This is a genomic window from Shewanella sp. SW32 (assembly GCF_025653365.1).
GTDB classification, from domain to species: Bacteria; Pseudomonadota; Gammaproteobacteria; order Enterobacterales; family Shewanellaceae; genus Shewanella; species Shewanella oncorhynchi.
The window spans coordinates 21,620-28,018 of the sequence record NZ_JAKKSJ010000051.1; the positions used below are offsets into that span (position 1 = coordinate 21,620).

Consider the following 6,399-nt stretch of genomic DNA (forward strand, 5'->3'; position numbering starts at 1 on the left):
TATTTTTTGTAAAAGGCACCTGTTTTAAAACGGGGTGTAACACAACTGTCATCTTTGCGTCATATAATCCAACGCACTTAGAATAAAGGATGTTGTTATTGCTCAGTTTACGTTCAAACAGTGTAAGCATAGCACTCGGCAAATCCTAGCGAAAAAACTCGCTAGCTATTAATAATAGAGGTTCTTAATGGAAAGTCAGGTCACTCAACCTGGTTCTGCATCGCACAGTATGCTTAAAGGCGGACGCTCGAATCGCAGGGCATTTAAGGATAAAGCGGCGCAAATCAGCGTCACTATTGGCGGCACTATGGTATTTGTCGCCTTATTGTTGATCTTCTTTTATCTGTTGTATGTGATTAAACCCATTTTCGACAGTGCTGATGTCACACCCGTTAAGAGTGTGAGCTATCAACACGCGGATGTGCCGACCTTAATGGTGGGTGCTGAAGAGCAAAATGAGGTGATGTACCGTGTGAGCGTTCATGGTCAAGTGGACTTCTATACTGTTGCCGACGGTAGCTTACTTTCTAGCTTTACCCCGACGTTACCAGCGGGTGTTACAGTCACCAGCGCCGCCGTTGCTGTACCGAGCGAACAACGTTTTGCGCTGGGACTAAGTAATGGTCAGGTCATAGTGGCGGGCCTAGAGTTTGGTTTAACGTACCCTAATAACAAACGTTTAATCACACCTAAACTGCGTTATCCCGCAGGTGAAACCCCCATAACAGTCGATGAGACGGGCAGCGCGATTCATAAGCTGACCTTCACTTATAGCTCAGACAAAATGAGTTTTGCTTATCAAGATGAAAGAGGTGTTTGGCGCCTCACTCGTCTCGAAGGGCAAGAGAACATGATGACTGAAGAAGTGGAGTGGGTTTCTACGACGTCACAAATTCAAGATGCGCCGAAGAAAGTCTCCCACGAGCTGATGACGCCCGATCAACGTCAATTGATGTTGCAAACTGGCAATAAAATTTTCGTGTACGACATCCGTGATACTGACAGCTTAGATCTGCTGCAGGTGATTGATGTTGAACGTGCTAAGGCACAAGTCAATAACGTGGCTTTGCTGGCGGGTGCGAGTTCATTACTGGTCAGTTATGACACAGGTATTGTGGCGCAGTACTTCCAAGTTAATGGTGAAAAAGGGCGTTTATATCAAGAGATTCGTCAGTTTGATGACTTACCGCCCATCAGCTCGATTACCTCTGAATTCTACCGTAAGAGTTTTGCGACTGTGAGCCCTAAGGGTGAGCTAACACTACTCTATACCACGAGTCATCGTGAACTGTTTGATGCAAAGTTTGACCTTAAAAACCCCGGTAAAATGGGCTTTACCCCACGCTCAAACGGCATAGTCGTTGAGGCGGACAAAAAGCTGCATATCTTCAGTGTGGAAAACTCCCACCCAGAAGTGTCATGGAGCGCTATGTGGGACAAGGTGTGGTATGAAGGTTATCCAGAGCCTAAATATGTATGGCAATCGACCTCAGGTTCTGACGATTTCGAAGCTAAGCTGAGCTTAATGCCATTGGCCTACGGCACAATGAAAGCGGCATTTTATGCCATGTTATTTGCCGTGCCTTTATCCGTTGCTGGTGCGATTTACACGGCTTACTTTATGTCGCCTAAGGTGCGCGGTTTCGTGAAACCGACCATTGAAATCATGGAAGCATTACCAACGGTGATTTTAGGCTTCTTGGCGGGTCTGTGGTTAGCGCCACTGATTGAAGAGCATCTCCCCGGCATTTTAATTCTACTGATCTTATTGCCGACCTCGATACTCACGTCTGCCTATGGCTGGAGTAGGTTGCCGGGTAAGTGGAAACAACGTTTACCCGAAGTGTACCAAGAGCTGATGTTAATCCCTGTGGTCTGTTTCGTGGGGTGGTTCTCTTTTGCGGTCAGCCCAATCATCGAAGTGGCGCTGTTTGATGGTAATACCCGTCAATTCATCACTAACGAACTGGGGATCACCTTCGACCAACGTAACGCGCTGGTGGTCGGTATTGCCATGGGCTTTGCGGTGATCCCAACGATTTTCTCCATCGCTGAAGATGCCATTTTCTCTGTACCGCGTCATTTATCTAACGGCAGCTTAGCCTTAGGTGCGACGCCTTGGCAGACATTGACACGCGTGGTGTTGTTAACCGCAAGTCCGGGGATTTTCTCGGCCATTATGATGGGCCTTGGCCGTGCCGTTGGCGAGACCATGATTGTACTGATGGCCACTGGTAACACTGCCATCATGGAATGGAGTGTGTTCGAAGGGATGCGAACCTTGGCGGCAAACATTGCGGTTGAAATGCCTGAATCGGCTATCGGTAGCTCGCATTATCGTGTGCTCTTCCTTGCTGCGTTCGTACTATTCATCTTTACATTCTTCTTTAACACCATTGCAGAAGTGGTGAGACAGCGTCTACGTGAACGCTATAGCTCGCTGTAACGGGGATAAGACAATGACATTAAATACTATTTCGCCAGTGACCTTGAGAGGTTTGTGCAATGGGTAAGTGGGTAAAATCAGGCTCGCCATGGATATGGATGACGGGCGGTGCCGTGAGCATCAGTTTGATTGCCGTCTTAGGCTTATTATTGTTAATCGCATGGCGCGGCTTAAGTTACTTTTGGCCTGCAACCGTTTACCAGTGGGAGCTTGAAGATAACACGGGTGTACGTTCGACCTTAATTGGTGAGGTTTACGATAGGGAAGAAGTACCGACTGAGCGTTTGATTGCTGCTGGACATGTGTTTAAGCAACATCCGGGCGAGTTTGTGACCCGTTACTTAGTGAAAACCGGTAACCGTGAATTTGTGGGTTTGGATTTCCGCTGGATATTAGGTACGGACATTGTTAGTCGTTCTGTGCCAAGCGAGGTTGCACTGATCGAGCGGGCTAAAAACGGTAACTTCTACGGTTATCCGATAGCCGTGATTGAAAATGGCAAGCGTCTTGATTTAGTGAATGATGCGATTGAATCCTCCTTAATGGAGCATATCGAACGCGCAGTTGCCTTATCGGACAAAGCGGTTGATTTGCAGAAGCAAGATATTGGTTCGATTAACTACGCCATTGAAAAATTGCGTTTGCAGGAGCGTCGTTTCGAGCTGGATGGGGAACTGACCGACAGTATTAAAGCTGAGTTGGTCGCCAAGAGAGCTCAACTGCAAGAAGATTACTTAGTGCTTGAAAAAGCGTTATTTGCCCTGCGTGATGATGCGGCGCGTGACTCGGTTATCGTCCGAGATATGCGCGGCGAAGAAGTTGAACTGAAGCTCGATACCGTTCTCGATGTGACCTATGTGAATCACTTAGGACTCATAGGCAAAATTGGTAAGTGGTTTGTCGGTATTGGACGCTTTATGAGTGACGACCCGCGTGAAGCCAACACTGAGGGCGGCGTGTTCCCCGCGATTTTCGGCACTGTATTTATGGTGATGTTGATGGCGGTTATCGTGACGCCATTTGGCGTGGTCGCGGCGGTTTATCTACATGAATATGCTAAGAAAGGCCCTATTACTAAGATGATCCGCATTGCGGTAATCAACTTAGCGGGTGTGCCCTCGATTGTGTATGGTGTATTCGGTTTAGGTTTCTTCGTGTACATGATGGGCGGTTCCATCGACCAATTGTTTTACGCTGAAGCTTTGCCTGCTCCTACCTTTGGTTCGCCAGGGGTGATTTGGTCGGCATTAACCCTCGCGATTTTGACGCTGCCAGTGGTTATTGTGTCGACTGAAGAAGGGTTAAGTCGTATTCCAAGTGCAGTGCGTCAAGGTAGTTTGGCACTGGGCGCGACTAAGGCTGAAACCCTGTGGCGGATTGTGATACCGATGGCGAGTCCAGCGATCATGACGGGTTTGATTTTAGCGGTCGCTCGTGCTGCCGGTGAAGTGGCACCGCTGATGTTGGTGGGTGTCGTTAAATTAGCGCCAACTTTACCACTGGACTTTAACTTCCCGTTTGTGCATTTAGAACGTAAGTTCATGCACTTAGGGTTCCATATATATGATGTGGGCTTCCAGAGTCCTAACGTTGAAGCGGCACGTCCTCTGGTGTATGCAACCTCTTTCTTGCTGGTGTCTGTGATTGTGGCACTCAACTTGACGGCCATTAGCGTGCGTAACCACTTACGTGAAAAATATCGTTCGCTTGAGCACTAATCAGCGATTATCCTGAAAGTATTAGGACTAAATATGATTTCTATAGATTCGACAGCAATGAAAACCAATAACTTTGATTTAGCTAACTTAAGCCAGAACGACACCGCGCTGGAGATCCGTAACTTAGATTTGCGCTATGGCGATAAGCAAGCGCTGTTTAATGTATCGATGAAGATCCCCAAGAAGCAAGTCACTGCCTTTATCGGCCCCAGTGGTTGTGGTAAATCGACACTATTGCGCTGTATTAACCGCATGAATGACTTAGTTGATAATTGTCATATCGGCGGCGAGATATTGCTGCACGGCCAGAATATTTACGACAAAAAGATTGACGTCGCGGCTCTGCGCCGTAATGTCGGTATGGTGTTCCAACGCCCAAATCCTTTCCCTAAGTCGATTTATGAAAACGTTGTTTATGGCTTGAGATTGCAAGGGCTGAATAACCGTCGTGAACTCGACGAAGCGGCTGAGCGTTCATTGCGCGGCGCGGCGATTTGGGACGAAGTTAAAGACAGATTGCACGATAACGCCTTTGGTTTGTCTGGCGGTCAACAGCAACGTCTGGTGATTGCCCGTGCGATAGCCATTGAGCCAGAAGTGTTATTACTCGACGAACCAACATCGGCACTCGATCCGATTTCGACGCTGACGATTGAAGAGTTAATCACTGAGCTTAAGACGAAATACACTGTGGTTATCGTGACTCATAACATGCAACAGGCGGCGCGGGTATCGGATCAAACGGCCTTTATGTATATGGGTGAATTAGTTGAATATGCTGATACTAATACGATTTTCACCACGCCGAAAAAACGTAAGACTGAAGATTACATCACAGGACGTTACGGTTAATCGCTTGAGTATCGGATAAGGCCACCACGGCTTGGTATGGGTCAACAGTTAAGTAACAGGTTGGAACGCAATGGAAAACATGAATTTAAGTAAGCACATTTCGGGTCAGTTCACCGCTGAACTGGATGATATCCGTAATCGAGTGCTCGCCATGGGTGGCTTGGTTGAACGTCAGCTAGAGCAAGCGATTGATGCCTTAAGTGCCCTCGATGCCGAGTTAGCCCAGCGGGTGATTGCAGGCGATCATAAGGTCAATGCGATGGAAGTCTCCATTGACGAAGAATGCACGCGTATTATTGCTAAGCGTCAACCTGCGGCCAGTGATTTACGCTTGATTATCGCTATTTCAAAAACCATCGCCGATCTTGAGCGTATTGGTGATGCCTGTGTGCGGATTGCAAAAGCAGCATTAGATAAACGTTTGAATAATCAGCAGCCTTTGTTAGTTAGCATTGAAAATATGGGGCGTCATGCGACTCGGATGTTGCATGCGACTTTAGATGCCTTGGCCCGTATGGATGCCGATACCGCGTTAGAGCTGCATAAAGAAGATGCTAAGCTTGACCGTGAATATGAAGGCATTATTCGCCAGTTAATGACCTATATGATGGAAGATCCGCGTTCAATCCCAGACATACTCGACGTATTATGGGCTGCACGCGCAGTAGAGCGTGTCGGTGACCGCTGCAAAAATATCTGTGAATACATCATCTACTACGTAAAAGGTAAAGACGTTCGCCATACTTCCTACGAAGATATGGAAAAGGACATGAAAGGCTAACACAAGTATTAATCTGCTATTGTAATGCCATTCGCTGAATAAAACGCTCTACAGTCTCTGTGGAGCGTTTTGCTTTTAGGGCTTTTAAATGCGGCTTAATAAATGCCGACTGCTTTTATAGACTGATTTGACAGTACTAATAGCAATGATGAGTCAATTCGATTTGGTAAAAACGCATTGGAAAATTCTGCAGGCTAGTATAGCTGAGTGAACTGTCATTTTAGTTGCTAGGCGTTGGCTGGTATCCACACATACAGGCTTGCCATAGTACTTACTCACCGACACGGTGAATAGAAACCTAGGGTTTCTGAGCTTATGAACGAGAGCCATGGACGGCGAACTGGCCGTTAAACAGGGATAATGGAATGGACCCATCCACTTTTAATCGGCCTCGCAATGGGCCACGATGTAGTCGCTAAAACTCATCAGAAAGAGGACGGGTCCACCTATGAAGATTACTACAATCGGTTTAGATATCGCAAAGTCTGTTTTTCATGCTGTTGGTGTCGATAAAGCAGGCAAGTTAATCAAAAAGAAAATGCTTAGACGCAAAGACTTGCTGCCCTTTGTCGCGAAAATTGAGCCTTGCCTTATCGTTATGG

4 protein-coding genes and 1 pseudogene are annotated in these 6,399 nt (G+C 46.9%); all 5 read left to right on the top strand.

Annotation, left to right across the window (positions count from 1 at the left end):
* The first annotated feature begins 187 nt into the window (after positions 1 to 187).
* Positions 188 to 2,446, top strand: a complete 2,259-nt coding sequence (locus L5M28_RS21480) for an ABC transporter permease subunit (RefSeq protein WP_263204378.1) — start codon at positions 188 to 190, stop codon at positions 2,444 to 2,446.
* 59 nt (positions 2,447 to 2,505) lie between these two features.
* On the top strand, positions 2,506 to 4,164 hold the full coding sequence (pstA, locus tag L5M28_RS21485) for a phosphate ABC transporter permease PstA (protein WP_028760532.1): 1,659 nt from the start codon (positions 2,506 to 2,508) through the stop codon (positions 4,162 to 4,164).
* 33 nt (positions 4,165 to 4,197) lie between these two features.
* Positions 4,198 to 5,016, top strand: coding sequence for a phosphate ABC transporter ATP-binding protein PstB (gene pstB / locus L5M28_RS21490; protein ID WP_028760531.1), 819 nt, complete (start codon positions 4,198 to 4,200; stop codon positions 5,014 to 5,016).
* A gap of 70 nt (positions 5,017 to 5,086) precedes the next feature.
* The gene (phoU, locus tag L5M28_RS21495) at positions 5,087 to 5,797 is read left to right on the top strand and encodes a phosphate signaling complex protein PhoU (RefSeq protein ID WP_028760530.1); all 711 of its coding nucleotides are present in this window, start codon (positions 5,087 to 5,089) and stop codon (positions 5,795 to 5,797) included.
* A 448-nt stretch (positions 5,798 to 6,245) separates the two neighbouring features.
* Positions 6,246 to 6,399: pseudogene (locus L5M28_RS21500) on the top strand (IS110 family transposase); the annotation flags it as partial.

Coding starts and splice junctions, on each gene's coding strand:
- pstA (WP_028760532.1), top strand. CDS start 2,506: ATGGGTAAGTGGGTAAAATCAGGCTCGCCATGGATATGGATGACGGGC.
- L5M28_RS21480 (WP_263204378.1), top strand. CDS start 188: ATGGAAAGTCAGGTCACTCAACCTGGTTCTGCATCGCACAGTATGCTT.
- phoU (WP_028760530.1), top strand. CDS start 5,087: ATGGAAAACATGAATTTAAGTAAGCACATTTCGGGTCAGTTCACCGCT.
- pstB (WP_028760531.1), top strand. CDS start 4,198: ATGATTTCTATAGATTCGACAGCAATGAAAACCAATAACTTTGATTTA.